The 26578-nt window shown below is 49.5% G+C and carries 26 protein-coding genes; 11 read left to right on the plus strand and 15 right to left on the minus strand.

Annotation, left to right across the window (positions count from 1 at the left end; translation table 11 throughout):
* Positions 1-134: helix-turn-helix domain-containing protein (locus tag BBB58_RS15480; protein WP_244150789.1), on the minus strand; the 134-nt coding region annotated here is incomplete at its 3' end.
* A gap of 392 nt (positions 135-526) precedes the next feature.
* Between BBB58_RS15480 and BBB58_RS12715 the strand changes: the two genes are divergently transcribed.
* Entirely contained in the window at positions 527-1219 is a 693-nt protein-coding gene (locus BBB58_RS12715) for an ABC transporter ATP-binding protein (protein WP_074037586.1), read from the plus strand.
* Positions 1212-4436, plus strand: a complete 3225-nt coding sequence (locus tag BBB58_RS12720) for an ABC transporter permease (RefSeq protein WP_074037587.1) — start codon at positions 1212-1214, stop codon at positions 4434-4436. Before BBB58_RS12715 ends, BBB58_RS12720 begins: the two co-directional genes overlap by 8 nt.
* A gap of 40 nt (positions 4437-4476) precedes the next feature.
* On the opposite strand, the gene BBB58_RS12725 is transcribed toward BBB58_RS12720, so the two are convergent.
* From BBB58_RS12725 to zapA, 7 genes are all read right to left on the minus strand, one after another.
* Complete coding sequence (locus BBB58_RS12725) at positions 4477-4941, minus strand: hypothetical protein (RefSeq protein WP_074037589.1); 465 nt, start codon at positions 4939-4941, stop codon at positions 4477-4479.
* Between the two features lie 33 nt (positions 4942-4974).
* Positions 4975-5808, minus strand: coding sequence for an EcsC family protein (locus BBB58_RS12730; RefSeq protein WP_074037590.1), 834 nt, complete (start codon positions 5806-5808; stop codon positions 4975-4977).
* Positions 5809-6063: 255 nt separating this feature from the next.
* On the minus strand, positions 6064-6474 hold the full coding sequence (locus tag BBB58_RS12735) for a DUF350 domain-containing protein (protein ID WP_031421322.1): 411 nt from the start codon (positions 6472-6474) through the stop codon (positions 6064-6066).
* A 12-nt stretch (positions 6475-6486) separates the two neighbouring features.
* Positions 6487-8841, minus strand: coding sequence for an endonuclease MutS2 (locus tag BBB58_RS12740; RefSeq protein ID WP_074037592.1), 2355 nt, complete (start codon positions 8839-8841; stop codon positions 6487-6489).
* A 15-nt stretch (positions 8842-8856) separates the two neighbouring features.
* Positions 8857-10551 carry a DNA polymerase/3'-5' exonuclease PolX gene (polX, locus tag BBB58_RS12745; RefSeq protein WP_074037593.1) on the minus strand — a complete coding sequence of 565 codons (1695 nt, stop codon included), beginning with the start codon at positions 10549-10551 and terminating at the stop codon, positions 8857-8859.
* Between the two features lie 67 nt (positions 10552-10618).
* The gene (locus tag BBB58_RS12750; RefSeq protein ID WP_047795551.1) at positions 10619-11155 is read right to left on the minus strand and encodes a CvpA family protein; all 537 of its coding nucleotides are present in this window, start codon (positions 11153-11155) and stop codon (positions 10619-10621) included.
* Between the two features lie 8 nt (positions 11156-11163).
* On the minus strand, positions 11164-11385 hold the full coding sequence (gene zapA, locus BBB58_RS12755) for a cell division protein ZapA (protein ID WP_015881047.1): 222 nt from the start codon (positions 11383-11385) through the stop codon (positions 11164-11166).
* Between the two features lie 217 nt (positions 11386-11602).
* Between zapA and BBB58_RS12760 the strand changes: the two genes are divergently transcribed.
* The 3 genes from BBB58_RS12760 to BBB58_RS12770 all read left to right on the plus strand — a co-directional run bounded on the left by BBB58_RS12760 (position 11603) and on the right by BBB58_RS12770 (position 13978).
* Positions 11603-12811: a dicarboxylate/amino acid:cation symporter gene (locus BBB58_RS12760; protein ID WP_015881046.1), complete on the plus strand. Its 1209-nt coding sequence runs from the start codon at positions 11603-11605 to the stop codon at positions 12809-12811.
* A gap of 72 nt (positions 12812-12883) precedes the next feature.
* Positions 12884-13729 (plus strand): GNAT family N-acetyltransferase, encoded by an 846-nt coding sequence (locus BBB58_RS12765; protein ID WP_074037595.1) that lies wholly within the window; start codon positions 12884-12886, stop codon positions 13727-13729.
* A gap of 42 nt (positions 13730-13771) precedes the next feature.
* Positions 13772-13978, plus strand: a complete 207-nt coding sequence (locus tag BBB58_RS12770; protein WP_074037596.1) for a hypothetical protein — start codon at positions 13772-13774, stop codon at positions 13976-13978.
* A 31-nt stretch (positions 13979-14009) separates the two neighbouring features.
* Here BBB58_RS12770 and BBB58_RS12775 read toward each other — a convergent pair whose 3' ends face one another.
* Positions 14010-15305: a murein hydrolase activator EnvC family protein gene (locus BBB58_RS12775; protein ID WP_074037598.1), complete on the minus strand. Its 1296-nt coding sequence runs from the start codon at positions 15303-15305 to the stop codon at positions 14010-14012.
* Between the two features lie 295 nt (positions 15306-15600).
* A complete protein-coding gene (locus BBB58_RS12780) occupies positions 15601-16119 on the minus strand; it encodes a VanZ family protein (RefSeq protein WP_074037600.1) in 519 nt (172 codons plus the stop codon).
* Positions 16120-16277: 158 nt separating this feature from the next.
* Between BBB58_RS12780 and BBB58_RS12785 the strand changes: the two genes are divergently transcribed.
* Positions 16278-16754 carry a glutathione peroxidase gene (locus tag BBB58_RS12785; protein ID WP_074037960.1) on the plus strand — a complete coding sequence of 159 codons (477 nt, stop codon included), beginning with the start codon at positions 16278-16280 and terminating at the stop codon, positions 16752-16754.
* Between the two features lie 33 nt (positions 16755-16787).
* Here the strand turns inward: BBB58_RS12785 and BBB58_RS12790 are convergent, their stop codons facing one another.
* Both BBB58_RS12790 and BBB58_RS12795 read right to left on the minus strand, forming a co-directional pair.
* On the minus strand, positions 16788-17702 hold the full coding sequence (locus tag BBB58_RS12790) for a CAP domain-containing protein (protein ID WP_074037601.1): 915 nt from the start codon (positions 17700-17702) through the stop codon (positions 16788-16790).
* Positions 17703-17715: 13 nt separating this feature from the next.
* Entirely contained in the window at positions 17716-18168 is a 453-nt protein-coding gene (locus tag BBB58_RS12795) for a MarR family winged helix-turn-helix transcriptional regulator (RefSeq protein WP_074037603.1), read from the minus strand.
* Between the two features lie 117 nt (positions 18169-18285).
* On the opposite strand from BBB58_RS12795, the gene BBB58_RS12800 reads away from it, so the two are divergent.
* The 3 genes from BBB58_RS12800 to BBB58_RS12810 all read left to right on the plus strand — a co-directional run bounded on the left by BBB58_RS12800 (position 18286) and on the right by BBB58_RS12810 (position 20876).
* Entirely contained in the window at positions 18286-18699 is a 414-nt protein-coding gene (locus BBB58_RS12800) for an organic hydroperoxide resistance protein (RefSeq protein ID WP_015881037.1), read from the plus strand.
* Positions 18700-18791: 92 nt separating this feature from the next.
* Complete coding sequence (locus tag BBB58_RS12805) at positions 18792-19637, plus strand: metallophosphoesterase (protein WP_074037604.1); 846 nt, start codon at positions 18792-18794, stop codon at positions 19635-19637.
* Positions 19638-19736: 99 nt separating this feature from the next.
* The gene (locus BBB58_RS12810; protein ID WP_074037606.1) at positions 19737-20876 is read left to right on the plus strand and encodes an alcohol dehydrogenase catalytic domain-containing protein; all 1140 of its coding nucleotides are present in this window, start codon (positions 19737-19739) and stop codon (positions 20874-20876) included.
* Between the two features lie 41 nt (positions 20877-20917).
* On the opposite strand, the gene BBB58_RS12815 is transcribed toward BBB58_RS12810, so the two are convergent.
* Genes BBB58_RS12815 through abc-f form a run of 3 tightly spaced genes read right to left on the minus strand, consistent with a single transcriptional unit; the run spans position 20918 to position 24408 of the window.
* Positions 20918-21820 (minus strand): cation diffusion facilitator family transporter, encoded by a 903-nt coding sequence (locus tag BBB58_RS12815; RefSeq protein WP_074037607.1) that lies wholly within the window; start codon positions 21818-21820, stop codon positions 20918-20920.
* A 57-nt stretch (positions 21821-21877) separates the two neighbouring features.
* Positions 21878-22699 carry a hypothetical protein gene (locus BBB58_RS12820; RefSeq protein ID WP_244150749.1) on the minus strand — a complete coding sequence of 274 codons (822 nt, stop codon included), beginning with the start codon at positions 22697-22699 and terminating at the stop codon, positions 21878-21880.
* 11 nt (positions 22700-22710) lie between these two features.
* Positions 22711-24408: a ribosomal protection-like ABC-F family protein gene (gene abc-f / locus BBB58_RS12825; RefSeq protein WP_074037608.1), complete on the minus strand. Its 1698-nt coding sequence runs from the start codon at positions 24406-24408 to the stop codon at positions 22711-22713.
* Positions 24409-24775: 367 nt separating this feature from the next.
* Here abc-f and BBB58_RS12830 point away from each other — a divergent pair, with 367 nt between their 5' ends.
* Both BBB58_RS12830 and BBB58_RS12835 read left to right on the plus strand, forming a co-directional pair.
* Entirely contained in the window at positions 24776-25681 is a 906-nt protein-coding gene (locus BBB58_RS12830) for an MBL fold metallo-hydrolase (RefSeq protein WP_244150750.1), read from the plus strand.
* A gap of 61 nt (positions 25682-25742) precedes the next feature.
* Positions 25743-26576, plus strand: a complete 834-nt coding sequence (locus BBB58_RS12835; RefSeq protein WP_031421296.1) for an aldo/keto reductase — start codon at positions 25743-25745, stop codon at positions 26574-26576.
* Positions 26577-26578: the final 2 nt, after the last annotated feature.

A 26578-nucleotide genomic window follows, 5' to 3' on the forward strand; every position in this document is an offset into this window, starting at 1 on the left:
TTCGCCTCCTCGCGGATGGCGATGCGGTCCTCGAGCAGCTTGTTGTAGATGAACCGGGCGCAGCCGATTGTCCGGACCAGGAACTCGGCCTGTGCCGGCGTCGGGTGGAGCCTGTATTTATAGCCTTTCAGCATGTCCGTCCCTCCTCCCTCCAGAAGATCGTGAGTTTCTTCTTCATCCGATACCCGCGGAGGGGGAGGGAGAATCTGACAGAATCACGAACCTTTGTTCGTCACATCTGTCACAGGGGGAGAAGAGTTTTGGACCGGGCGATTCATCTCCCACCTACGCCGGGCATCGCCCCGAGACGCTTAGAGGAGGGAGAATTCTCGCCTGATTTAATTAAATGGAATTCAATTTCGAATGATTTCATCTTCTCTCCTCCTCACTCTTCTATACCCGTTACCCATTTGAAAAAAATACAGCTATACATTGGAATCTTTTTCCTCTAATCTAAAAATAGTCAGAATATTACGTCCTCTTACATATTTTCACTATACACTAGTTAAAGGAGAGATTTAACGATATGGCCTATCACTTCACATGTGAACACTTAACAAAACGATTTGACACGGGTGACGTCAAAACGGTCGCCTTACAAGACATCAACCTCCGCTTCGAGCACGGGGATTTCATCTCCATCATCGGACCATCTGGGTCTGGGAAATCAACGCTCCTCAGTCTGATCGGTACACTCGACCGCCCGACAGAGGGCACGTTGCTCTTCAACGACGAACCCATCTCGACGCTATCTGCGAAACAGCTCGCGGACTTCCGATTCGAGAATATCGGTTTCATCTTCCAACAGTTCCATCTCATCCCGACACTGACAGCACTTGAGAACGTCATGTCCCCGCTCTTCGGACGAAAAGTCGATTACGACGTTCACGAACGTGCGCTCGAATTATTGAAGGAAGTAGGTCTCGCTGACAAAGTCGATTCGTTGCCCTCCCAACTGTCCGGGGGTCAGCAACAACGTGTCGCCGTCGCCCGCGCCCTCATCCACCGTCCGAAATGGCTCCTCGCCGATGAGCCGACGGGGAACTTAGATACGCACACGGGTGACGTCATCTTCGACCTATTGATCCGCTTGAATCGCGAGAACGGATGTGGCGTCCTCTTCGTCACCCATGACCCGGAACTCGCCGATCAAGCCAACCGAAAAATCGAGATGCGCGACGGGCAGGTCGTCGCCATGAGCGACGTCCATCATGCTTAAGTTCATTTGGAATTCATGGTGGCGGAATAAAGAACGATTCATCCTGCTCATGGTCGGGATGCTCATCGTCAGTACCGGGCTCAGCTATCTTCTCGGCGTGACCCAGGCGAATAATGGGACAGTCGTCAACGAGCTGCAAAAACGTTGGGACTCGTCTTATCACATCGTCGTGCGTCCAGAAGGCAGCCGGAGTGTGACCGAGGACTTGAACCTGCTCGAACCGAACTATATGAGCGGACTCGAAGGCGGGATCACGCGCGAACAGTACGAAACGATTCAACAGATTGCCGACATTGATGTCGCGGCACCAATCGCCATGATTGGGTCGACTTATTCCAGCTCGTTCACGCAAACGCACACGTTTGATAAAGCGGGTCTTTATCGCCTTAAGATGAACACACTCATCGATACAGGCATTGAAAAAATCAATGACTTCCAAGACTTGAAAGCCTACTTTTGGGTCGGCTGGATGCCAAACGGTGATTCCACTCACATCGGCATCGGTCCGACCGCCCTATATGAAGAATTCCCACTCAGTTACGGAAGTGATGTCATGCTCGCGGGAATCGACCCGGTCGCCGAAGCGAAACTCGTCGGGTTAGACGATGCCGTACAAGCGACAGCGTTCAGTCGTTACTTCAATGAAGAGGATGTCCCAGAGCCTTACGATGAAGACATCACGACAATCCCGATTTTGATGAGTACAAAAGACTACGTCGATGCCTCGATCAACTACACCATCGAAGAAGTCGATGCCGATACGAGCGACCAAGAGGCGTTTATCAAAACCTATCTCGAGAAAGGGAAAGGGGAGTATCTAGATAGCTTGAAAGGCACGACAGTCGCCTCATACGACTTTACAGCCCAACAAATGCACGACAATATCACGAAACACATTTTAGAGGGAAAACCGCAGCCACAAGATCCTCGTCTCACCGTGGAATACACTTGGCTTTCCGAGAAGGCGTCACCTCTTGTCTATGAAGGCGTGACGAGCCCGTTCCCGAAACGTTGGCCGTATTCGTATCAAATCAAACCGTTCCTCGCTGAGGGTCAAGTGAAGTATGGTCAAGAAAGTATGTATCGTAAGTCCAATTTATACGCAGAAGACCTCAACGATGCACCGAAAGTAAAATATAACTACATCGGCTTATTCGACCCATCGAAACTGAAGTTGTCAAAAGATCCGTTGACGGAACTTCCGATGGAGACGTATTTCCCGGCAAGCGCCGAATGGGTCATGAACTCGAAGGATGAACCGGTCAATCCACCGACGACCGTCAAACCGACGAATAACCCGTATAGCTTCTTGACGAAGCCACCTTCGATGTTGACGACACTCGACGCGGCGTTCGCCATCGCCGGTGACAAGGCCATTTCGGCCATTCGCGTCAACGTGAAAGGCGTGGACGTCTTGAACGAAGAGAGCGAAGCGAAGCTCCAAGCAGTCGCCAAAGAGATCGAGAACAAGACCGGTCTCATCACCGACGTCACGCTCGGCTCATCTCCACAATACGCCGTCACCTATCTCCCTGGTTTAAAAGGAGAAAGTTCGCTCGGTTGGATTCAGCAGCCATGGATTAAAATCGGGTCGTCGATCACGATTTTCCAGGAAGCGAAACTCGGCTTCTCCGGTGTCGTCGCGAGCGTCATCCTCGTCGCGATGCTGTATGTGTTCAGCTCGAATATCATCATGTTGTACGCGCGGAAGAAAGAGTTCGCCATCCTCTTGTCGCTCGGTTGGCGGCCGAGTCAGCTGTCGAAACTGTTATTCTTAGAAGCCACGATCCTCGGGTCGATGGTCGCGCTCATCTCGTGGATGATTCTCGGGACGTTCCTTTGGACGGCAGCCGGCTCGACATCGATTACCCGTATCTTATTGATCGGGCTAGCCGGTCTCTTGATTTACTGGCTCGGGACACTCATCCCGATTCGACTCGTCCGTCGCATCAAGCCATATGAGACGATGCAGTCTGGTGAAGTCTCAAAAGGACGACGCCTCGGCCGCTCTCGCTCAAGCGTCGGCATGAGCTTGAACCAACTCGTGACGTATTGGCCACGGACGTTGTTGTCGATTCTCGCCATCGCTTTACCGACGAGTCTGTTCGGCTTCTTCTTGTTCGTCACGTTCCGCCTCCAAGGTGTCTTGTATACGACGTGGATCGGCGAGTTTGTCGCCCTTGAAGTCGGGACGATGCATTACGTCGCCATGGGGGTCGCCTTACTCATTGCGATGCTCACGACGACCGAGATCATGTGGCAAAACGTATCCGAACGAAAGCCACAACTCGCCGTCTTGAAAGCGCTCGGTTGGCAGAACACGTCCATCCGTCGTCTCGTCTTGACGGAAGGTGCGTTGACCGGGTTCTTCGCCGGACTACTCGGCGTGACCTTCACCATCATCATCGTCACGATCATGTATCAACAGTTCCCGATATCAGAGCTACCGTTCTTGTTTGCGACCATCTTCATCCCGGTCGTAACAGGTATCTTAGGTGCACTCCTTCCTGCTGAACGTGCGGTCCGCATCACCCCGGCTGAAGCGATCGGTGGGCATGTCGTCAACCAAAAACAAGTCGAGAAACGATTCCGCTTCGTCCTCGGGACGACGGCGACGGCACTCGTCGTTGGGATCATCAGCTTGTTCGTCTTCACGTCACCAGAAGTCAAACCGGTCACGGAAGAAGCGAAAGCGACACCAGCCCCGACTGCGCAGACGACGGGTGCGAAACAGGCTGATTTAAAAGCTGATAAACCGAAAGAAGCAAAAGACACAACACCAAAAGAAGATGATCTTCAAAAAATCATGAACCTCGGCACGTTCCAAACGTTTATTGGAGATCCACAAATGAAGAAGCGTGAATTCCAAGTTGGACAACCCGTCTTCGCTTCACCGGATGGAACTGAATCGGAAGATGGTAAGCGATTCGTGAGTCTCCCGCTCTCCCTCTTCCATTCAGATGACGGTCAAGGTGGTTATATGGAATATCGTCCAAACGGATTTCGTATGTACACACCAGACGGGACAAAATATAGTCCAGTCGATCTGGTCAACCACAATAAGAAAGCGTTCAAGAACGGTTTTCGTTATTTCACAGGCGAGAAATCCGAAATTGATTTAGTCTTCCTCGTCCCAGAGAAAGAAAAGACGCTCGTCTTGTATGCGTCAAGTGACGCCATGCCGAAAGTGTATACTGTCAAAATTGACGTGCCGTAAACGAAACAACGTCGCCCCGGAGTCGAGGCGACGTTGTTTTTCATTCGGGTTCTTTCACGATTTCGACACGTACTCCTGTGTCCCCGACTTTTCCTAGGTTTTCTACGGTCGGGTCTTCATACGCCAACACATGAAACTCCTGCTCGATCGTACGGATGACATAATGCGCGAGCGCGCCACGGTTACGGTTCACCGGATGAATCGCCATCCGTTCACTGGCGAATGACATCAGGCGTGATGCGGACAGTTTTACAATCGGATGCTCGTTCCATAACCCATCTTCTTTCATTCCGTGCTCTTCTTGTGTCCCTAAAAAGACGGCGTACTGTTCGAAGCGAATTCGGATGCGGTCGCGCTCGGCATCCCATGTAAGGAGCATCGTCGGATTCGCCGCTCCATAAAACGTCCACTCTAACGGATAATACGCCTCATTCTTCATCTGAAACGATTCCATGTCGAGTACGTAGCGTTCGGTCGACATCAAGTAGTGTAAGTCTAGATTCATGAATGATCCCCTCCTAGAACATACAATATCTCCCTATATGACTTCCCCGTCATTACGTGATCCCTCATCAATTTCTACAAATTCTGCTTCGATGATTTCAAGATTTTCACGCTTGACTGCTTCCACACTTTCAATAAACTCTGCTTCCGTCATGTTGACTCCTTCTTCAAGCGCATTCATGAGACGATTGCCCATCTTCGTCATGGATGAGTACGTGATCCCTCCTGAAATGACACCACCTGCGAGTGGGATCATCTTTGAGATCCCTTTGGCGAACGTATCTTTCGTCATCTTCACCCCGATCATCGCCGACATTTTCTTGATGATTGGATAGTACACTGTTTTCATCAGCGCTTTGTTCGGGATTTTTTTCAAAGCTTCTTTCGATAATTGTGCGGACAATGCCTTGATGGTAGCCGTCGCGCCACCCACTCCGAACATGACACCTAAAAAGAGAATCAATTCTCCATTCACCCGTTCGACATCTAGTTCACCATCTTCCCAAAAATCATCGTATCCATACAAATACCCGATTTCTTGCGCCAAACGGAGGGCGAAACCGAAGAATTGTGCTGTATCGGCCGGAATCGTTGCAGCAAGACCGATGCCTCCAGGTAGCCCGGCAGCAAACGATGCACTCGAACTTTTCATCGTCTGATTGGTAATATTTCGCTTCGCTACTTTTTTGATGACTGAAAGAGGGACCTTTGCTTCAAGCGGTCCCTTCTCGACAACATCTGCCAACTGAGTCGCTGGCACGTACTTACTGAAACTTTGGGCTAAAAATTCTTTTCGATCTACTTTCACTCCAGGCAATTTCACTGCATTCGTCATCAAGACTTCAAACACTTCTGACCCGTTCGCCATGACCTACACCTCAACCTTCTTATGTATCTCGTTCCATAATCTAGTTTTAGTATATCGATTTCCTCACACGAATTGTAAAAAAATTTCCTTTCACCCATATATTTTATATTCAAGGTAAAAAAAAACAAAAAAAGGGAGCATCCAAACGGATTCTCCCTCTTCCCTCAATAAAAGATATACCATAGTGCCGCTGCCACTAAGAACAGCCCGGCCCCGATGAACAAAATCTTTGCCAATCGTTCGTATACCATGTCTTCACCTCACCAATGCCGCGCCGACGACGAGGGAGACCCCAATCGACAGCAAGAATGCCAACAACCCGACGGCGATATTCCCTTGTTGAATCTCATCGTTCACCTTCAGTGTAGGTGTCAAAAATTCAAACAACCAGTATGTCGCGAGGAGCAAAATGAATCCGAAACCACCCCCGACGAAGATGTCGATTGTGCTATCATGATGGCTCTCGACGACCCGGAAGATGTTGGCGAGACCGACAATCTTCCCGCCTGTCGCCAAGGCGACGGCAATATTTCCTTTTTGAATCTCACGCCAGTTGCTGTACGGCGTCGTCACCTCGAAGATGGCAAGACCGACGACAATCATCAGTCCCGCCATCGAATAGAGGCCGAACGACTCCAGCATAACGGCAAACGTAATCGTACCCATTCCCGACTCCCCTTACTTCAGTTCGACGACCGTGACACCGAGTCCACCTTCACCCATTCCTCCTGGGCGCTGGCTCTTCACGTGACGATGTCCTTTTAAAAATTCTTGTGTCGCCTGACGCATCGCTCCGGTACCTAATCCGTGGATGATGCGGACGTTATCATAGCCCGACACGAGTGCTTCATCGATATACTTGTCTAGACGCATGAGTCCCTCTTCGACACGAACGCCACGGAGGTCGAGCTCGGACTTCGTCGAGCTCTGACGTTTGAGCGAGCTGCCTTTCGACTGAAGCGACTTCTCTTTCGATGGACCGATCTTCTGAAGGTCGTCCGCTTTAACATTCACTTTCATGATGCCAACTTGGACGTTATACTCATTGTCATTGATTTGTTTCACGATGTAGCCTTTTTGTTTGAACGTCGTCACTTTCACTTCTTCGCCCTTACTGAACGTACGTTTCTGCTGGGCTTTTTGTTTCACTTTTTGGATCTTTTTCTCTTGAAGCGTCGGTTTTGCCGATTCGAGCTCTTTCTTCGCCGCGATAATCTCGTGCTCTTTGACGATTCCTTGCTCTCGGAGTTTCTTCAAGCGGTCGATGACTTCGTTCGCCTGACGCTTCGCCTGCTCGACGGCCTTCTCGGCTTTCGCCTCGGCCGCGCTGTACAAGTTATCGCGCTCGCGCTCGAATTCGGTCATCTTCGCCTCAAACGCCGCCTGCTCTTCTTCGAAGTCATGGCGCTTGACGATGAGCTCTTGCTCGAGCTGCTCGGCGCGTTGTTTCGCTGCTTCAAGCTCATTGATCATCGATTCGACTGATTCTGCATCACTACCGACGTGGCTACGTGCCTTGTCGATGACTTGCTCAGACAGTCCGAGACGACGACTGATCTCGAAGGCGTTCGAGCGACCCGGTACGCCAATCAAGAGACGGTACGTCGGGCTGAGCGATTCGATATCAAACTCCATCGAGGCGTTCATGACACCTTCGCGGTTATAAGCATATGCCTTTAGTTCCGAGTAGTGTGTCGTCGCAGCGACACGTGCCCCGCGGCGTTTCACTTCATCTAAGATGGCGATGGCAAGGGCAGCCCCTTCTTGTGGATCCGTCCCGGCACCGAGCTCATCGAAGAGGACGAGTGACATGAAATCGATTTTGTCGAGCATGCCGACGATGTTTGTCATATGCGAGCTGAACGTCGAAAGACTCTGTTCAATCGATTGCTCATCCCCGATATCGGCATAGACCGCGTCAAACACGGAAAGCTCTGTCCCGAACTCTGCCGGCACGTAGAGACCTGATTGCACCATTAACTGAAGGAGTCCAATCGTCTTCAATGTGACGGTTTTCCCGCCGGTGTTTGGTCCGGTGATGACGAGTGACGTGTAGTCTTCTCCGAGCTCGACCGTGATCGGTACGACCTCATCTTTCGGGATGAACGGATGACGTGCCTGTTTCAACTTAATTTCTCGATTGTCGTTCAACTTTGGCTCGGTCGCTTTCATCTCTTGTCCGTATGCGACTTTCGCAAAGATGAAGTCGAGTTCGGCTAACACGTCGAGGTTCGTCATGATGGCATCATGGACCCCACCGACCTCGTTCGAGAGAGCACTTAAAATCCGCTCGATTTCAGCACGTTCTTTCAGACGAACTTCTTGAATCTCGTTATTGATGGAGACGATGGCCTGCGGCTCAATGAAGAGTGTCTGACCAGAAGCCGACTGATCATGGACGATTCCACCGAACGCTTGACGGTACTCTTGTTTGACCGGTACAACATAGCGATCGTTCCGGATTGTGACGATGGCGTCCGAGAGCATCTTCGCATTGTTGCGGAGGATGTTGTCGATACGTGACCGGACACTCCCTTCAAAGCTCCGGAGCTGTGTCCGAAGTCCACGGAGTTGTGGACTCGCGGAATCTTGGACAGTCCCTTGGTCGTCAATCGCATGACGAATCGCCTGTTCGACCTCGATGAGCTTCGTCAACTTGTCCGCATACTCGTCAAGACGTGGAATGCGAATCTCTTCGTTATCCTCGTGAAGCTTCTCGAAGAAGTTTTTTTCTTGGCGACCGCCATACATGACGGCAGCGACGGCGAGTAGTTCGCTCGTCGAGAGGACCGAGCCGATTGCGGCCCGTTTCACTTCCGCACGGACATCCGTGAGCCCACCGAGCGGCAGACGGTCACGGAGACGAACGACCTCGGTCGCTTCTTTCGTCACGTTCAAATTCGAGAGCACCCGGTCGTATGAGTAGTCGGGTTGCATCTTCAGCGCCAAATCTTTTCCGAGCGAGCTCGCCGCGTGACCGGCAAGCTGTTGGCGCAATTTTTCATATTCTAATACGCGTAACGCGTGGTCCATCTAGCATGTTCCTTTCTATCGCTTCGCCGCAAAGAACGCCTTGGCGTCTTCAAACGTGAAGCAGTTGATAATATCCGATGGTTCGAGATAGGCTTTCCGTGCGTGCAACACACCGAGGGCCATGTCTTCCATCATATCTGGGTGGTGCGTATCGGTGTTGATCATCACTTTGACGCCCGCTGCTTTCGCCTTCTTGAGCGTGGAAGCTGTCAAGTCGAGCCGGTTCGGGTTGGCGTTCAATTCGAGCGCTGTCCCTGTCTCTTTGGCGAGTGCGATCAACTTGTCCTCGTCGATTGGATAGCCATCCCGACGACCGATGAGTCGACCTGTCGGATGGGCAATCACGTTCACATACGGGGAACGACAGGCGTTCTCGAGACGTGCCATGATCTCGTCGACCGATTGGTCCATCTTCGAATGGATGGAGGCGACGACGTAATCGAGCGTCTCTAGAAACTCGGGTTCATAGTCGAGCGTCCCGTCAGGACGGATGTCCATCTCGACGCCTCGCAACACGTTCATATCATGTGTCTTCGCGGCCTCGCGGATTTCTTCCCCTTGTGCCTCGAGCCGTTCCTCGGTCAAGCCATTGACGAACGTCAAATACTTCCCGTGGTCGGTGATGGCCATCCATTCGTAGCCGCGATCTTTCATCGCCACGACAATTTCGTCGACGGTCAACTTCCCGTCCGACCAGACCGTGTGCATATGCGCGTCAGCCTTTATGTCATCGAGCGTGACGAGCTTCGATAAGTCGTGTTCAAACTCTGCATGCCCTTCCCGAAGTTCAGGCGGGATGAATGAGAGACCGTACCGTTCGAACAGTTCTTCTTCGGTTTCCGGTTGCCACAATCCGTCTGCTGTCTCGACCCCATATTCGGAAATGGACTCTCCTTTTGCTTTCGCGAGTTGGCGCATGCGGACGTTGTGGTCTTTTGATCCCGTGAAATGGTGAAGCGTCGCAGCGAACGCGCCTGGCTCGACCATACGGAAATCGACCGATACCATCTCTTCACGTTCGAGGACGAGCGAGACTTTCGTCTCGCCTGCCGCAATCACTTCGTTGATGAACGGCAAAGCGAGCAGCTTCTCACGTAGCTCAATCGGCTCCTCGGTCGCGATGATGAAGTCAAGGTCTTTACACGTCTCTTCGGCACGGCGGAAGCTTCCTCCGACCGAATGACGCAAGACGAGCGTCTCCTTCTCTAACACCTCATTGATTTCTTCAACGATTGGTCGCATGACTGCATAAGCCAATCGTTCTGGACGTGATTCGAGGTTCTTCGCGGCGGCGAGTAATTTCTCCACACTCTTCGCCCCGAAACCGGGTAGTGATGCAGCCGTCCCGTCTTCGAGTACACGGATGAGCGACTCCAAGTCGACGACACCGATTTCACGGAGTTTAGCAAGTTTCTTCCCGCCGAGCCCTTGAATTTTCAAGAGCTTCATCAAACCGAACGGAATCTCTTCTTGCAGTGCTTCAAGTACTTCACTGCGTCCTGTGTCTCGATACTCTTCAAGGACTGCTGCCGTCCCTTTCCCGATTCCTGAGATGGACGTCAAGTCGTCGATGTCCTCGAGTTCAAGGTCCGTGTTCTCTAGCGCTGTCGCCGCCTTGCGGAACGCATTGATTTTAAACGGGTTCTCCCCTTTGATCTCCATATATTGCGCGATTTTTTCGAGCAACATCATCGCTTCTACTTTATTCATATGCTTCCCCCTCTTCACACAGAAAAGACCGAGACACAAGCACTAGCTTGCATTCCGGCCTGTCGTGTCACAACATCTTATTTGAAAACCAATCTGATAGATATGGCGTGTCTTGAATGATATATGTCGCTAGCGACGAGTTGTCGACGGCGTTTTGTACGCTCGCCATCGGCACGAACGCAATCACCCAAAGGATGAAGAATGTGATGACATATGCCTCGAAGAATCCGAGGACAGCTCCGATCACACCTTTTAATTGGCGCAAAATGGGCAAGTCCGTCAAGAAGTCGAGCATCGCCAAGATGAGATGCAAGACGAGTTTCGTAATGAGGAACAAGACGACGAACCAAAAGACGTTATAAAATGTCATCTCAATCCCTGAAAGGGAATTGAGGTCCAACACGCCACCCGGGAGCGTTCCGTCGAGCTGAGACGGATACGGGATCCACAGCTTGAACGCTTCGGCTAACTCTTTATAGTACGTATTGGCGACTAGAAAACTGATGATGAGCGCGACCCAATGGCCGAGCTGTAGAATCGCGCCACGACGGAAGCCGTTGACGATTCCGATAAACAAGAAAAACAGTATAAGTAGCGTAACCATGGATTGATTTATTCTCCCATATTTCGTTTAGTTTTGACGTGGTCGCTCGCGATTTGAATCGCAGCCAAGACCGCTGCCTGACGAGCATCTAGATGAGGGGATTGTTCACGAATTTCGCGGATCTTACTGTCGACCAAAAAGCCTACTTCCCTCACATGGTCAGCGGGTTCTTCGCTTACGATCGTATAGTCTTGACCCGCAATGTGAATCGTTGTTCGTTGTAACTGCACGCGCACCCCTCCTTTACGTCTGTCAGAATTAATCATAACATCGTTTTTATATTAGGAAAAGGAGAAGCCCCTTCCCTTGATATGTACAACATTTTCTAATACCCTTCTAAACAGTTGTCAAACGACTTTCTTTAGAAAAATTGTAAGAGAAGGTGGCAACATTCCGTAAAATGTGCGAAAATATCAACTATTCAAACAAACAGAAAGGGTGATTGATTTGAAATTACGTATTGGCCTCTTAGGTCGCATCATCATCGCGATCGCTTTCGGTATTTTACTCGGGAGCATCGTACCAGAAAGTCAGAACTGGATCGTTCGGACGTTCGTGACGTTCAACACGGTCTTCGGGCAGTTCTTAGGCTTCGCTATTCCATTGATTATTCTTGCTTTTATCATCCCGGGTATCGGGGAACTTGGAAAAGGAGCAGGAAAGCTGGTCGGACTCACAGCACTCATCGCTTACGCATCAACCATCATCGCCGGAACATTAGCATACTTTGCAACAAGCAACTTGTTCCCGCAAATTTTGACACGGTCGACGACAGGAGCCGAAAATCCAGAAGAAGCCTTGTTGAAAGGGTTCATGGAATTTGAGATTCCACCTGTATTCGGTGTCATGACCGCACTTATCTTAGCTTTCGTCATCGGAATCGGGATTGCCGCGATCGAAAGCAAACGGTCACTCGACCTCGCCATGGATTTCCGCGATATCATCGAACTCTTAATCAGTAAAGTCATTATTCCATTACTTCCAATCCACATCGCCGGAATTTTCATGAACATGACGTACGCTGGTCAAGTCGCTGAGATCCTATCGGTCTTCTCGCTCGTCTTCGTCACAATCATCGTCCTTCATTTGACGATGCTCATGATTCAATATTCAATCGCAGGTGGTCTCAACAAAGAGAATCCGTTCAAGTTGCTCAAGACGATGATGCCGGCTTACTTCACAGCCATCGGGACGCAATCATCGGCCGCGACGATTCCAGTCACGCTTCGCCAGGCGAAGTTGAACAACACGGACGAAGGTGTCGCGAACTTCGTCATCCCGCTCTCGGCAACGATCCACTTATCAGGGTCGACGATCACACTCACATCGGTCGGTGTCGCGCTCATGTACTTGAATGGCATGCCGATGTCTTACGCCATCGTGCTTCCATTCATCCTTGCACTCGGTGTGACGATGATTGCAGCACCAGGTGTACCGGGTGGAGCCGTCATGGCATCGCTTGGATTGTTCGGCTCGATCCTCGGGTTCGACGCAACGATGCAAAGCTTGGTCATCGCGCTCTATTTGGCACAAGATAGCTTCGGGACAGCGACAAACGTCACGGGTGACGGTGCCATCGCGAAGATTATCCACTACTTCAAACACAACACAAAACTTCTCGACAACACGTCATCGAAACAAGAAGATATCGCATAATGAACGACTTATAAACGGGCAAGCCATCAGGTTTGTCCGTTTTTGTCTACATATAATAAAGGAGAGATACATATGGAATGGATGGAATGGAAGAACCCTGATCACTTCTCAGACCGCGTCATGACGGCATTACTCGACGAGGAGGCAAAGAATAGCCTCATGATCGGCGTCTTGAATAACGTCAAACAAGGAATTTATGAAACGTTTCATCAGTTCACAGTCGAAGAGGACGGAGAGCTTCTCGCCATCCTCCAAGTGACACCACCGCATCCACTTCACTATATCGTCGTGAAGACGGAGCGCTCGGACCTTCTCCCGTCTTTCATCATCCCCCACCTTTTGAAAGAAGAAGTCCCCTTCTCGGAAGTCGTATCGGAACGACAACAGGCGGAACGGTTTGCGACAGCGTGGCAAGAGATTACATCTGGGACGAGCGAGATTTTCATGTCCCAAGGTCTTTATCGCCTCGACAGCGTGGAAGACATCGACATGGCGACTGGGAGGATGCGAGAAGCGACGGTTGCCGATCAGGCGCAGCTTGAGGCTTGGTATAGTGCCTTCGAAGCCGAATCAGGTCTCCGTTCATCTCCACCAGAGAAAGTAACAAAAGCCGTACAGACGATGCTTGAAAGGAAAGAAGCTGTCTTTTGGGAAGTCGATGGACAGGTCGTCTCGTGTGCGAAACGCGCACGTCCAACAGAGAACGGAATCACTGTTTCGTTCGTCTACACATCACCTAGTGCACGAGGAAAAGGGTATGCACGAAGTCTCGTCGCCGATCTCAGCCGACAGTTACTCGAGACAAAATCATTCTGCGTCCTCTACACTGACTTGACGAACCCGACGTCGAACAAAATCTATCGGGAAGTCGGTTACCAACAAATCATGGACTCTGCCTGGGTCCGATTCGCTAGATGAAACACATCGCCTCCCCTATACTAATAGAGGAGGCGATTTTTCATGAACAGATTATTCGGTTGGTGGCTACGTATCCCGCGACAGGTCCGGGTGACCGCTTTGACACTTGTCACGCTCGCGATACTCGGCTATATGGTGTTCCTCGGGGGCCGGAGCATGCTCGATGACCCAAACTTCGATACGCTATGGCTCAGCGTCATCGGTGCCGCACTCTTGACGTTCATCGTCTATCAGGCAACAAAAAAGTGATCGACGCGTTCGTCGATCACTGTCTTTGTGTTTAGAAGAATGATGCTGGGTTAACTGTGCTTCCCGCGCTCGATGAAGAGTACGAATAGCCGCCACGGTGAATCTCGAAGTGAAGGTGTGAACCTGTCGAGTTCCCTGTGCTACCCATGCCGCCAAGGTTTTGTCCTTGTGACACGCGTTGACCCGCAGAAACGGATACCGAGCTCATGTGAGCGTATACTGTCGTCCATACTTGCCCGTTGATCACGTGTGCAATCATAACATGGTTTCCGTATGCGCCACCCCAACCTGCACGGAGGACCGTACCTGTTTGTGCTGCATAGATCGGTGTACCGACTGGACCTGCGATATCAAGACCGTTGTGGAACGAGTAGCCGTTCGCACCGCTTGCTGGACCCCACCCTTGTGAGAGGCGACCGCTTGCTGGACGTTGGAACATGCCACCGCTTGCTGGTGCAGACGCTACCGGTGCTGTTGAAGCACTTGAACCGCTATTCGAGCTTGAACCTTGTTGCTTTTTCGCCGCCGCAGCTGCTGCCGCTGCACGACGTGCTTCTTCTTCAGCACGACGTTGCGCTTCGATTTCTGATTGAATCGCTTGTTCTTGAGCTTTGAGCGTATCTTCCATCTCTTGAAGGCTCATGAGTTTCGATTCGAACTTCACTTTTTCAGCTTCAAGTTTCTTGATTTTCGCAGCGCGCTCTTTCATTTTTTTTTTGAGCTCTTTCTGACGTTTTTCAAGTTCTTCTTTTTGCTTCACGAGTGAATCGCGCTCTGCTTTCAAATCAGCTTGCGCTTTCGCGAGTTTTTCTTTCGTTGCTTCGTATTCTTCGAAGATCTGTTGGTCGTTCTCTTGGATCGTACCAGCTGTGATCATGCGTGTGATCAAATCACCGAAGTCTTTAGAACCGAAGATGAACTCAGCCCAGTTGACTGACGAGCCACCGTTCTTTTGCATCGTCGCCATACGATCTTTCATAAGATCTTCTTGTGCTTTCATTTTCGCTTCGTACTTTTTAATTTGTGCTTGAAGCTTTTTGTTTTTTTCTTTTTTTGCACGAATCTCAGCTTTTTTCTGAGCGACATCGTTGATGACGTCTTGGAGTTCAGCATCTAACTTGTTGATCTCTTGTTGCTCTTTGCTGATGGCTTGCTCACGTGATTGAATCGAAGAGTTTGCTTTCGACTGTTCACTGCTATTCTTTTGTCGTTGTTCTTGTACTTTCTTCTGCTTCTCTGTAAGTGAGGCTGCATAAGTCGGTGACGTTCCGCCGATCAAGAGTGCGCCTAGAGTGACTGTTGCTGCAAATTTCTTCAAGTTACCCAATGTGCTTCCCTCCGCTGATTCCCGTGTAGTTTTTATCTATAGTCGTGCAATTATTTTTTATAAGATAAGTCGCGACATTTCGTTCGCTCTGTGACTCATTATAGCAATCTAAACCAAAAGTTATTTTACACTTATATTTCATTCGTATGACATTGACCTAATTTAGGTTTTATCCTTTAAAAAACGTGGGTATAGACAATATTTTGTTTGGTTCGTTGTCACAAAATAGCTAAAATAAAGAAAAAAAGCACTTCAAGAAAGCGCTTTTCACATAGTAACCCGTTCATTTTTTTGTTTACCTTAAGGCAACATAACCGGCCCGTTTGCTATTTTTCCGTTTCGAACGAAGTAATAAAAACCCACCGAATAAGATGACACCTGCGGCAGCACCTGTACTATCCAAAAGGACATCTTCTAACAGCGCGGTCCGTTCAGGAGTCAAACTCTGATGATACTCATCAAAAATCGCCACCGTGTTCGCAAGTGCCCAGGCGAAGAGTAAGTTCAGTCCCGCATGAAGATTCGTTCGCGAGATGGCCTTCACGAATAATGCACCGAGAACGAGGAACGTGACGACATGTGCCGTCTTCCGCATAAAGAACTCAATCAATCCTGTCGTCCCCAACGTATCGAGCGAGATTTCCTTTCCTGCATAGTCGAACTGTACGTTCGCTAGCGTCGGTTCGATCCAGCTCCAATTGAATCGCTCGAGTGGCGAAACGATAGACTGGTCCGAGTAAGGCGTCGCACTTGATAAAAAGAGTCCGATTAAAATAAGCGCAATCCATATAAATTCATTTTTTAAAAATCGCATAACACCGTTCCTTTCTACAACGTTTTTCATTATACGGATTCTTTCTTCGGAATGATGTAACAGCGACATCATGATTTCATAACAATTTGATTGCACGCAACGCGTTCAAGTTCGAGTCTGTCTCCTTCTCTTGGAAAAATACAAAAAAAGGGGGAATTATCATGATTTATGATTTTGAAGCAGTAGACATGAAAGGACAATTACAACCGTTAGCTACATATAGAGGCGACGTCTTACTCATCGTCAACACGGCGAGCAAATGTGGATTCACACCGCAGCTCGAAGGCCTCGAGTCACTTTACAACACCTATAAAGGACAGGGCCTACAAATCTTAGGTTTCCCGTGCAACCAGTTTGGTCATCAAGACCCGGGCTCCAATGAAGAAATTCAAGAGTTCTGTCAACTGAATTACGGGGTATCGTTCCCGATGTTCGCGAAAGTCGACGTGAACGGCAAGGATGCCCACCCACTCTTCACCTATCTCTCAAAAGAAGCGCCCGGGCTTCTCGGGTCGAAGGCGATCAAATGGAACTTCACGAAGTTCTTAGTCGATCGTGATGGAAACGTCATCGAGCGCTTTTCGCCACAGACGACACCGGCTGAAATTGAGGATGCGGTGAAAAAACTCATCTAATATCAAAAAGGATGGCTCCAAAGAGTCATCCTTTTAAAGTGGTGTAATGAAGTTGATTGTGTAGAACGGACTGTCTTCTTCATTGTAAGCAAGCCCGACGGCAGCATGGGTGAAGCGCGGCTGCATGATGTTCTCACGATGCCCTTTCGAGTTCATGAGTCCCCAATGCGCATGGAACACGCTCATCTGTCCCATCGCCAAGTTTTCGCCGGCCATCGAATACGAAAGTCCTGCTTCGTCCATTCGATCGAACGGGTCTTGTCCTTTCGGGTCTGTATGGCTGAAGAAATCGTTTTCTGCCATGTTTTGACTATGCGCCCGTACGACCGGATAGAGCGGTTCATAGTCGGCTAAAGCGTTCAATTCAAACTTTTCACGGTCCCAATTCATGAGTATGCGCATCAACTGCTCATTGGCGACCGTTCCCTCTTTCGACAAATCACCATAGTACCCCTCACTCGCCTCTTCGACACGGCGGTCGACCGACAAAATCCCTTTCAGGAGGTCATCATCATGCTGGTCAAAAAAGAAAGTGACATACTGACCATCGATTGCAAAAACGGAAAACGATGGATCGTCCGGAATCAAGTATCGATTCAATCCCTTATTATACGAAGTCACCGCCTCGAAGCCGATGTCCTCGACTTGATCACGGGTCGTTTCATTCAGTACGAGACCTCGATACGTGCTGCCTGTCTCGAACTGATAGAATCCTTTTTTCGTACCGTCCTCATCAATCAGTTCAAGTCCGCGGTCACCGCCACGTTCGACCAAATACCAGTCATGCCCGGCATACTGACTTGCGAACTTTGGCGCGTCTGTCGCTCGTTCGGTCGCCACCTCAGACTCAACCTGAATGCTCGTCGGGGCAGAGACGTTCGGCATCTCATATTGCCAAGCCATATAAAGTCCAATCCCCATCAAAAGGATGATCAATTTTCGAAACATGGCTCCTCCTTCCTTACTGCTCGCGCTGACGCTCCCCGAAATCGTGTAGTCTCGCCTTGATATCGGTAAGCATCTCCATGTATGCAACATACGTCGCTTCGTCTATATTCAGCATACCACTTACTTGTAGCGGCACATTCGCCGCCTGCTCACGCAACGCGCTACCGCTCTCGGTCAAACGAACGATGATTTTTCGTTCGTCGTCAGTCGCACGACTTTTCTCAACATAGCCGATTTGGATGAGCCGTTTGACGAGCGGCGACAATGTCCCAGAGTCGAGCGTCAACCGCGATCCGAGTTGTCGCAAATCGATTCCATCCTCTTCCCATAAGACAAGCATCACGAGATATTGACTATACGTCAGGTTTAGCGGTGCTAAAATTGGGCGATATAACCGGGTAAGCTCTTTTGAGGCGGTATACAATTGAAAACAGATTTGATGTTCTAACTTTAATGATTGGTCCATACGTAATCCTCCGTACTCTTCTTTAGCCAAGCATATCACTTGCGAAACTTTTTGACTGCTCTATAATTTAAATTGTGCACAACTTAATTGTTAAAAATGAAATGGAGGAATTCAATCATGAAATCACTATTCACAGCATCAGCAACAGCAATCGGTGGCCGCGAAGGTCATGTGAAATCAACAGATGGCGTCATCGACATGAACGTATCGATGCCTGGCGCGAAACACGTAGACGGTGCGACAAACCCGGAACAACTTTTCGCAGCTGGCTATGCGGCTTGCTTCGGTAGTGCCCTCAACCTCATCATCGGAAAAGAACGTGTGAAGACAGACGGTTCAAGCGTCACAGGTCACGTCACATTAAATCAAAATGATGAAGGGTTCTTCATTTCAGTCGAACTTGAAGTCGAAATCAAAGGTGTCGACCAAGCGACAGCAGAGCGCCTTGTCGAAGAAGCACACCAAGTGTGTCCTTATTCAAAAGCGACTCGCGGCAATGTCGACGTCAAATTGACAGCGAAAGCTGCATAACATTTATCCCGCTCTCTGGAGCGGGATTTTTTTTGCTTAACCCTGCCTATCAGAGTAAGATAGAGACACGATTAAGGAAGGAGGGAGCACTGATGAAGAAACATAAATCGACTCTTCTTTTTTTTTCACTCGGCATTTTGTTGTTCACGGCGACGTACAATGGGTTGACCGTCCGGACGTATGACGTGACGTCCGATAAACTGTCAGCAGACAAGTCTCTCCGCATCGTGCTCCTTTCCGACTTACACAGCGCCTCATACGGTTATAAACAGTCGATTTTGATCGATGAGGTTCGTGCACAGAAACCAGACCTCATCGCTTTACCGGGCGATTTACTCGACCGATATCGTTCACCTGAACCCGCCTTCGAACTAATCGAAGGGCTTGAAGGGATTGCGCCGATGTATTTCGTGACCGGCAACCATGAAATCGATGGATCGGATGACTATGTCCGTCACAATGTGAAAGACGTGTTTCGCTCATACGGTGTCAACGTTCTCGAAGACGAATGGGAGACGGTCACCATCAACGGAATCGACCTCGTCATCGGCGGGCTAGAAGATCCTCTTCGTGGGTTCAGAGAAAATATTTATACGGATTGGGATGCGGAGTCGACTGCGGCGATGCAGGAGATCGCCCCCGATGAGACGTTCAAGGTACTTCTTTCGCACCGTGCCGAACAAGTCGATACGTATGCCAAACTTCCATTCGACCTCGTCTTGTCCGGACATGCTCATGGCGGGCAAGTGAGAATCCCTTACTTGATGAATGGACTATTCGCACCTGACCAGGGATTCTTTCCTGAATACGCAGGCGGACTCTATGAGCATGAGACGTTCACCCATGTGATTGGACGGGGATTCAATTACAGCTTCAACATTCCACGTATTTACAATCCACCAGAAATTGTCGTGATCGATGTGAATGGTCAAAGATAGTCATCATCGAATTCCAATATTTAGTTCACCTTTTTTAAAAGAAGGGTATACAAGCTATGTTGCCATTTACTTGTCTTTAAAAAAGGAGGAATGAATTATATGCGCGCAGTAACTTATCAAGGAACTAAGAAGATTGAAGTAAAGGACGTTAGAGATCCCGAAATCGAAAATCGGGAAGAGATCATTGTAAAAATTACATCGACAGCTATTTGTGGATCAGATCTTCATATCTATCAAGGGAATATGCCTACTCGCCCTGGTTTTATTATTGGACATGAGCCTATGGGAATTGTTGAAGAGACTGGACCTGATGTAACAAAAAAGAAAAAGGGTGATCGTGTCGTCCTTCCATTCAATGTATCATGTGGTCACTGCTTTTATTGTGAAAATGAGATGGAGAGTCAGTGCGATAACTCTAACCACGCCCCTCACACTGATGCTGGTGGTTTATTTGGATATACTGAACAGTTTGGAAATCATCCCGGTGGTCAAGCAGAGTTTCTAAAGGTTCCATACGGTAATTTCATGCCGCTTGTCATCCCTGAATCATGTGAGCTTGAAGATGAGGCACTTCTCTTTTTATCTGATGTTATTCCAACAGCATGGTGGAGTTTAGATAATGCTGGCATGCAAGCTGGAGATACGGTAGTGGTTCTCGGATCAGGTCCTGTGGGGATAATGACTCAAAAATTAGCTTGGGTACGTGGGGCTAAACGCGTTATTGCTGTAGATCCCGAACTCTATCGACTAAATCGGGCAAAACTATCAAATAAAGTAGAAACAATTCTTTTAAAAGATCCAACTGAGACAGGAAAATATATCTATGAGATTACTAATGGCGGGGCAGATGTTGTTATCGACTGTGTGGAAAATGATGGAAAAAAATCTTCAATTGAAAAGATAGAACAAAAACTTATGATCCAAGGCGGTACACTAAGCGCAATCAAAGTAGCAAAAGAAGCGGTTCGTAAATTTGGGGTCGTTCAACTTACCGGGGTATACCCAATGAATTACAATCAGTTTCCGATGGGAGATTTTTTCTCCCGAAATGTTACTTTGAAAACAGGACAAGCACCTGTTATTCATTATATGCCTGAGTTATTTCAAATGAACATAGATCAAAAATTTGACCCTACTGACATTATCACGCATCGTTTATCTCTTGAACATGCTGCTGATGCCTATCACTTATTCAATGAGCATTTAGATGACTGCGTAAAAGTAGTATTGAAGCCTTAGTAAAAGGGAGTTCAGTCCAAACTGAACTCCCTTACTTTTCACTACCAGATGATTCGTTCTTCACAACATTGTCGTTCCCGTTCAATCTGGACCGTCGAACGTTCGAACGTCCCGTATTTCCGGATTCGTTCCGTCACTTGTCTCAAGACGTCTTGATCATCCGTCTCTTCTCCAATCAACACGTGACACGTCGCCGCATGCTCGCTCGACGAGATAGACCAGACATGCAAGTCGTGCACTTCTTTCACCCCGTCAACTTTAACAATCTCTTCTTGCATCGCCCGGACGTCAATCTGTTCCGGCGACCCTTCCATCAAGATATGAATTGCGTCACGCGTCACCCTATAACCACTGATTAAAATCAAAATCGCAACAAAGGCGCTCGCGACCGGGTCCGCCCACGTCCATCCGAACAACATGATGAGGACTGCTGCCGTGATGGCTCCGACCGAGCCGAGCAAATCTCCGAATACGTGCAACAACGCACTCTTCACGTTCAAATTATCTTTCTCCCCGCGCATTAAAATCCAGGCGGCAAGGATGTTGACGAGTAGCCCGATGATGGCGACGACAAGCATCCCACCACTTAGAATTTCTGGTGGCGCGCTGATTCGTTGGTATGCCTCGACAAGAATATAGACCGAGATGACGAGTAGTGTCAGCCCGTTAATGAATGCCGCTAAAATCTCGAAACGTCGATACCCGAACGTCCGGTTCGGTGTCGCCGCTTTCGCCCCAAATCGGACAGCGAGGAAACTGAGTCCTAACGCCGCCGCATCTCCTAACATATGCCCCGCATCCGATAATAGCGCCAAACTGTTCGTCCATAGTCCGCCGATCACTTCGACGACCATAAACGCCGCAATCAAGAGAAAGGCGAGTAAGAGCGCCCGCTGATTCGTCGAATGATGGTGATGGTGGTCGTGATCATGATGATGTCCCATAACTGACTCCTCCTTCTACTGTTTATCTTATTCCATTTTAACCAAACATTCAAACGTTCATTTGAATGAAAAACAATAAAAAAAAACGGGAGAATGAACTCTCCCGCTTTGTCTCATTTTTGCTCCAGACGGACCACGCATGACGCCGCTATAAGGGAACAGTTTCAATTGGACCGTCTCACCCTCGAACCAAATTCCGGTCGCTTGTTCGCGAGTCGGTTGTACGTCTGGTGTCGAGATGGCTTGCTTGTCCCAATCAACGGCCCGTACTTTTTGGTCCCGGACCATGAGGAAGAATCCATCATAGAAATGATAGTCGTTCACTTGGTCACGTTGAACGGCAGAAGGACTGCCGAGCTCCGCACGGACGGTTTCGAGATCTTTTCCAATCCAGTCAAGGACGGACTCAGAAGCGTTCGGGACGACTTGTTGCCAAGCGGCAATCACCTCGTCATCCGATAAAGCTGTCGCTTCTGTCGTCACACTTTCTTCTGTTACCCAGCCGGTCAACCGCTCGTTCAACTGAACTTTCACAAATCCACTTACCGTCTCCAACCGTTCAAATCGATCACCCAAGTCGGCTTCATAAACGACCGTGACCCGGTCATCCGCGTATACTTTCGTATACGGTTGCCCGATATAAATCTTATCTGCTGATTCCGTCTCAGCATCAGCATCAGCCGGTTGTTCCGACTCGGAGTCGACCATTTCCGTGGCAATCTCATCAGATTCCGGTAAAGCCGAGTCCTGTTTCTTGTCAATCAGTGCCGCGAACGCGATGATCCCGACCAAGGCGAGCATTAATGCCAATGCCGTCGTGATACGGAACACGCGTTTACGCTTCCGCGTCGTCGCACGCGACAATCTTCCTCCATTCATGTTCTTCACTCCTACTCGATTCGATTCATTTCACTCGTTTCGTCAAATGGTAGGAGGTTTCCTGCTTCATCAAAAAATTTCAATTCATCTTTTGTCAATTCGTCCATCGTTCTGACCATTTGTTCGACATCGACCGGTTCATCGCGCTCATCGTTCTCACGTATGACAATGTGCTCTCCTAATTCAATCGTGCGCGAAGTCAGACGATGAAAGTAGCGGTCGTGGGAAATCAACAATAATCCACCCGGATAGACGGATAAGGCCGCCTCGATTTGTTCGCGTGTCGCCACATCTAAATAGTTCGTCGGTTCATCTAATGCCAACAGATGGGCATCCGAGAAGTACAAGATGAGAAACGCGATTCGACACTTTTCCCCCATGCTCGCCTCGGTAATCGGTCGGTACACTTCATCTCGCCGGAACAAGAAGTGAGCGAGCAACGTCCTCGCCTCCGTCTCTCCGATCTCACTATTGGCGAGTAACGCCTCAAGTAACGTCCCGGTCTCCGGAAGACGCCCGAGCGTTTGTGAGAAATATCCGATCTTCAGACGAGGATGTCGCTTGATCACGCCCGAGTGTGGTACTCGCTCACCGATCAGCACGTTTAATAATGTCGTTTTTCCGCTTCCGTTTGGTCCGGTGATCGAGATCCGCTCTCCTTTATTCATCGAGAAGGAAAACGGTTCATAAAACGGATTGTCGTATCCAAACGTCACATCCTCACACGTCAGCCACGTCTTCGCTTCGAGCTCATCCGCCGCAAAACGGACGGAGATGGGTTTCTCCTCTTTTGGTTTTTGTGGACGATTGTCTTCGAGCTGCCTTAACTTCTGTTCTCTCGCCTTCATTTTGACTGCGAGATTGGCCGCTCCCTTTTGCGCTCCTGGACTGCGGACACTCGCTGTCGCTTTCGCCTTCAAATGCCACCCTTTGTATTGGGCAATCATCTCGAGCAGTTCTGCCTTTCGGTTCTCGTATCGAGCACGAGCTCGCTCATCACGCACGCGTTCTTCTTCTTTTTGATGCTTATACGCCGTATAATTTCCCGGGTATCGAGTGACTAGTCCGCCTGACAGTTCAAGAATGGTCGTTGCGACATCGTCCATCAGTTGACGGTCGTGTGAGATGATGAGCACTGTCCCCTTGAACTGGTTCAACCACTTCGTGAGCCAGTCAATCGACTCGAGATCGAGATGGTTCGTCGGTTCGTCGAGCAGGACGAGGTCCACCCGCTTCATCGTCAGTGTTGAGAGCTGAGCTCGCGTCTTCTCGCCTCCGCTTAACTCGTTAATGTTTCGGAAGAGGTGCTCCTCCAGCCCAAGTCGAGTCAATGCTCTTGTCGCCTCTTGTTCCAAGTTATACACATCGAGTGCGAGCGCCCGTTCATAGGACCGCATGACACGCTTCTCGTCACCAGAAGAAACATCTTCATAGAGCGCATATCGTTCACGATCACTGCGCATCGTCCACTCAAGTACGGTCATATCTGTCGATTCGATGGTCTGTCGGACGAGTCCGACCTCTCCTTGACGTTCAATCCTCCCGGCTTGAGGGGTCAACTCCCCGGTCACGAGTCGGAAGAGCGTCGTCTTCCCGCTCCCGTTCAGTCCGAATAATACGGCACGCTCTCCAGCCGCGACCTCGAACGAGACCGCGTCAAATAATGGTTTCCGGTCATAGTCAAACCGGACTTGTTTTACTGCTAACATCTGTTTCACCTCGCTTATGAATCCGATACGCGATGAAACAAAAAACACCATCCGCTTCAAAGCGGTGGTGTGAAGGAATCCGTTCAAAGAGGAAAACGAGCGCTTCCCGTATTTGAAAAAATGGACACACTTCACCCGTGACTGTTCAAGCGAACAGTGATGATTCGTCTCATCGTTGGAGTGAACGTGTATTTTTCATGGCACGGTATACCTCTCTTTCCTAAGTTACTGCCACCTTATCAAATTGAAAGCGGATTCGCAAGAGTGTACCCCACAATCTCCCATTTTTTCTACTCCTTTAGGCGGATGCGGTGCACCTGTCCTCGCGATATGATGACAGTATATTCGAACAGTGAGGTGATGCATGATGCGTCGACGCATCCTCGTTCCGAGTGCCGTCTTGGCGAGCGTCGGAACGTTTCTCTATACACGATTCAAACGACGGCTCCCCCGTCCGCGTTTTAAATGGCCGGAACGTCCAGAACTGACAACCATTGATGAGACGCATGTGCAGGCGACGTGGATCGGGCATTCGACGGTCCTCATTCATTGGTATGGGCTCAAGATTTTAACAGACCCCGTCTTCTCAAAACGAATCGGTGTCCATCTCGGACCGCTGACAGTCGGCATGAAACGTCACACCGCTCCGGCCCTCTCCATTGAGGAGGTCGGCCCGGTCGATGTCATCCTACTCAGCCATGCCCATATGGACCACTTTGACCATAAAAGTTTGAAGCGACTCATCACTCGCGAGACGATTGTCGTCTCTGCTCCTGGGACGAGCCGGCTGTTGCGCCGATACCAGAGTCTGCAGACGCTTGAACTGCATCCACATGACAAAGTGACACTTGCGAATGGACTCGATGTCCGCGCCATTCCCGTCAAGCACTGGGGCAATCGTTTCCCGTGGGACAAACATATGGGGTACAATGGATACCTGCTCAAATACAAAGGGATTCGTATGCTCTTCGCAGGAGACACGGCGTACACCGACTCCTTCAAAGGACTCGCCGATCGTGAACCGATCGACCTCGCCTTTTTCCCCATCGGTGCTTATCAACCGGACTCGTTCCAGGAAGCGCACTGTACTCCGGAACAGGCTTGGATGATGTACAAAGAGAGTGGAGCGAAGCGTTTCTTCCCGATGCATTGGGACACGTTCGTCCTTTCTTATGAGCCTGTCGAGGAACCGTATCATCGTCTCGTCGCGGCCGCAAAACTCGACCGTGACCAAATTGTGATCAAGGCGCACGGGGAAAGCATCCGTCTGTAGTTTTTCCTTTCCCTTCATCCAAAATTTCGGTAACGTTATAGACGAGAGGGAGGGATTTTTTATGGAATGGACGACGTTGAATAATGACGTCAAGATGCCGATGCTCGGGCTCGGTGTCTATAAGGTCGAAGATGGCGCGGTGACGGTCGATACGGTCAAAGCTGCGCTCGATGCAGACTATCGATTGATCGATACGGCTGCGATTTATCAAAATGAAGAGAGTGTCGGACAAGCGCTTCGTGAAGCAGGCATCCCACGAGAGGACGTCTTTGTGACGACAAAGCTTTGGAACGAGTTTCACGGATTCGACGAGGCGCTCCAAGCGTTTCAGGATAGCCTAGATCGGCTCGGACTCGAGTATGTCGACTTGTTCCTCATCCACTGGCCGATGCCTCGTTTCGGTAAATTCGTCGAAACGTACAAAGCACTCGAACAGTTGTATGAAGAAGGACGCGTCCGAGCAATCGGGGTCTCGAACTTTGAGATCGAGCATTTGGAACAAATCATTCAATCATGCTCAATCGTCCCGGCCGTGAACCAGGTCGAGATCCATCCATATTTGTCTCAGAAAGAACTGATTGCATTCTGCAAACGATATGACATCCAAATTCAAGCGTGGAGTCCACTCATGAAAGGACGCGAAGCGCTCGAAGATGAGACGATTGTCAAGATTGCGAACGCTCACGGCAAGTCACCGGCTCAAGTGATCTTGCGTTGGCATTTACAGAACGGAGTCGCTGTGATTCCAAAATCGGTCACACCGAGTCGAATCAAAGAAAACATACAGGTATTCGACTTCACGTTGACGAAAGAAGAGATGGCGGCCATTGATGCGCTCAATCGTGACGAGCGGACCGGGTCCGACCCGAAAGAGATGCATAAAATCCATTACTGAGG

This window comes from Exiguobacterium profundum, assembly GCF_001909285.1.
Classification (GTDB): domain Bacteria; phylum Bacillota; class Bacilli; order Exiguobacteriales; family Exiguobacteriaceae; genus Exiguobacterium; species Exiguobacterium profundum.

What these genes read in the sequence shown, in the direction of transcription:
- BBB58_RS12715 (WP_074037586.1), top strand. Translation starts at nt 527, where the DNA reads ATGGCCTATCACTTCACATGTGAACACTTAACAAAACGATTTGACACG.
- BBB58_RS12720 (WP_074037587.1), top strand. Translation starts at nt 1,212, where the DNA reads ATGCTTAAGTTCATTTGGAATTCATGGTGGCGGAATAAAGAACGATTC.
- BBB58_RS12725 (WP_074037589.1), bottom strand. Translation starts at nt 4,941, where the DNA reads ATGAATCTAGACTTACACTACTTGATGTCGACCGAACGCTACGTACTC.
- BBB58_RS12730 (WP_074037590.1), bottom strand. Translation starts at nt 5,808, where the DNA reads ATGGCGAACGGGTCAGAAGTGTTTGAAGTCTTGATGACGAATGCAGTG.
- BBB58_RS12735 (WP_031421322.1), bottom strand. Translation starts at nt 6,474, where the DNA reads ATGGGTACGATTACGTTTGCCGTTATGCTGGAGTCGTTCGGCCTCTAT.
- BBB58_RS12740 (WP_074037592.1), bottom strand. Translation starts at nt 8,841, where the DNA reads ATGGACCACGCGTTACGCGTATTAGAATATGAAAAATTGCGCCAACAG.
- polX (WP_074037593.1), bottom strand. Translation starts at nt 10,551, where the DNA reads ATGAATAAAGTAGAAGCGATGATGTTGCTCGAAAAAATCGCGCAATAT.
- BBB58_RS12750 (WP_047795551.1), bottom strand. Translation starts at nt 11,155, where the DNA reads ATGGTTACGCTACTTATACTGTTTTTCTTGTTTATCGGAATCGTCAAC.
- BBB58_RS12765 (WP_074037595.1), top strand. Translation starts at nt 12,884, where the DNA reads ATGGAATGGATGGAATGGAAGAACCCTGATCACTTCTCAGACCGCGTC.
- BBB58_RS12770 (WP_074037596.1), top strand. Translation starts at nt 13,772, where the DNA reads ATGAACAGATTATTCGGTTGGTGGCTACGTATCCCGCGACAGGTCCGG.
- BBB58_RS12780 (WP_074037600.1), bottom strand. Translation starts at nt 16,119, where the DNA reads ATGCGATTTTTAAAAAATGAATTTATATGGATTGCGCTTATTTTAATC.
- BBB58_RS12790 (WP_074037601.1), bottom strand. Translation starts at nt 17,702, where the DNA reads ATGTTTCGAAAATTGATCATCCTTTTGATGGGGATTGGACTTTATATG.
- BBB58_RS12795 (WP_074037603.1), bottom strand. Translation starts at nt 18,168, where the DNA reads ATGGACCAATCATTAAAGTTAGAACATCAAATCTGTTTTCAATTGTAT.
- BBB58_RS12800 (WP_015881037.1), top strand. Translation starts at nt 18,286, where the DNA reads ATGAAATCACTATTCACAGCATCAGCAACAGCAATCGGTGGCCGCGAA.
- BBB58_RS12805 (WP_074037604.1), top strand. Translation starts at nt 18,792, where the DNA reads ATGAAGAAACATAAATCGACTCTTCTTTTTTTTTCACTCGGCATTTTG.
- BBB58_RS12810 (WP_074037606.1), top strand. Translation starts at nt 19,737, where the DNA reads ATGCGCGCAGTAACTTATCAAGGAACTAAGAAGATTGAAGTAAAGGAC.
- BBB58_RS12815 (WP_074037607.1), bottom strand. Translation starts at nt 21,820, where the DNA reads ATGGGACATCATCATGATCACGACCACCATCACCATCATTCGACGAAT.
- BBB58_RS12820 (WP_244150749.1), bottom strand. Translation starts at nt 22,699, where the DNA reads ATGAATGGAGGAAGATTGTCGCGTGCGACGACGCGGAAGCGTAAACGC.
- abc-f (WP_074037608.1), bottom strand. Translation starts at nt 24,408, where the DNA reads ATGTTAGCAGTAAAACAAGTCCGGTTTGACTATGACCGGAAACCATTA.
- BBB58_RS12830 (WP_244150750.1), top strand. Translation starts at nt 24,776, where the DNA reads ATGCGTCGACGCATCCTCGTTCCGAGTGCCGTCTTGGCGAGCGTCGGA.
- BBB58_RS12835 (WP_031421296.1), top strand. Translation starts at nt 25,743, where the DNA reads ATGGAATGGACGACGTTGAATAATGACGTCAAGATGCCGATGCTCGGG.